General features: G+C 50.7%; 1 protein-coding gene. It reads left to right on the top strand.

The annotated features are described in order from the left end of the window. On the top strand, positions 1-909 hold a 909-nt coding region (locus tag ASU35_RS05705), incomplete at both ends, for an IS110 family RNA-guided transposase (RefSeq protein ID WP_058352086.1).

Raw genomic sequence — 909 nt, 5'->3', positions numbered from 1 at the left:
TCCCGGTATGGAGCCGACCGGCCACTACTGGTTTGCTTTAGGGAAATTCCTGCAGGACAACGGAATGAAGCCTGTGCATGTAAATCCCCACCATGTTAAGAAGTCGAAAGAACTGGATGACAACAATCCCAACAAAAATGACCGGAAGGATCCCAAAACAATCGCATCGCTGGTCAATGAAGGGCGGTTTTCTTACCCTTACATACCGACCGGTATTTATGCAGAAATCAGAAGCCTGTCGAACCTGCGCTTTCAAACGCAGGAGGAGCTTACAAGGATCAAGAACCGAATCGCCAGATGGTTTTCCATCTACTTCCCTGAATATAAAGACGTTTATGGGGATTTAAAGGCGGTCAGCGGGCGGATGGTGCTGAAGGTGGCACCGCTTCCGGAGGATATCAGGAAACTGGGGGCGGAAGGTGTGAACCGAATCTGGAGGGACGCAAAGCTGAGAGGCGCCGGAATGAAGAGGGCAAAGACCCTGGTATCGGCCGCAGAGCATAGCGTTGGCAGTAAGGAGGCACCGGAAGCTGCACGGATTGAGTTGAAAAATTTGCTGAATGACATGGATGTATATGCGTCAAGGCTGGAGGAACTGCTTCAGGACATAGAGGAAAAGCTGAAAGAGATTCCATATGTTGATAAGCTGATGAGCATCAAGGGAATCGGGCTGGTCACAGTCAGCGGCTTCATTGCAGAGGTGGGAGACATTGGGCGTTTTGATAACCCAAAACAGCTGCAGAAGCTGGCTGGATACGCAATCGTTGCAAACGACTCCGGTAAGCACAACGGTGAAAGTCGGATCAGCTATCGGGGACGGAAGCGACTGAGGTACGTGTTGTACGAAGCTGCGATATCGCTGATAGGAAAGAACGCTGAGTTTCGGGAAATACACGAGTACTACCGGAC

This window comes from Acetivibrio ethanolgignens (assembly GCF_001461035.1).
GTDB classification, from domain to species: domain Bacteria; phylum Bacillota; class Clostridia; order Lachnospirales; family Lachnospiraceae; genus Velocimicrobium; species Velocimicrobium ethanolgignens.
The sequence above is the reverse complement of the archived record's forward strand: the minus strand, read 5'-3'. Positions and strand labels throughout refer to the sequence as shown.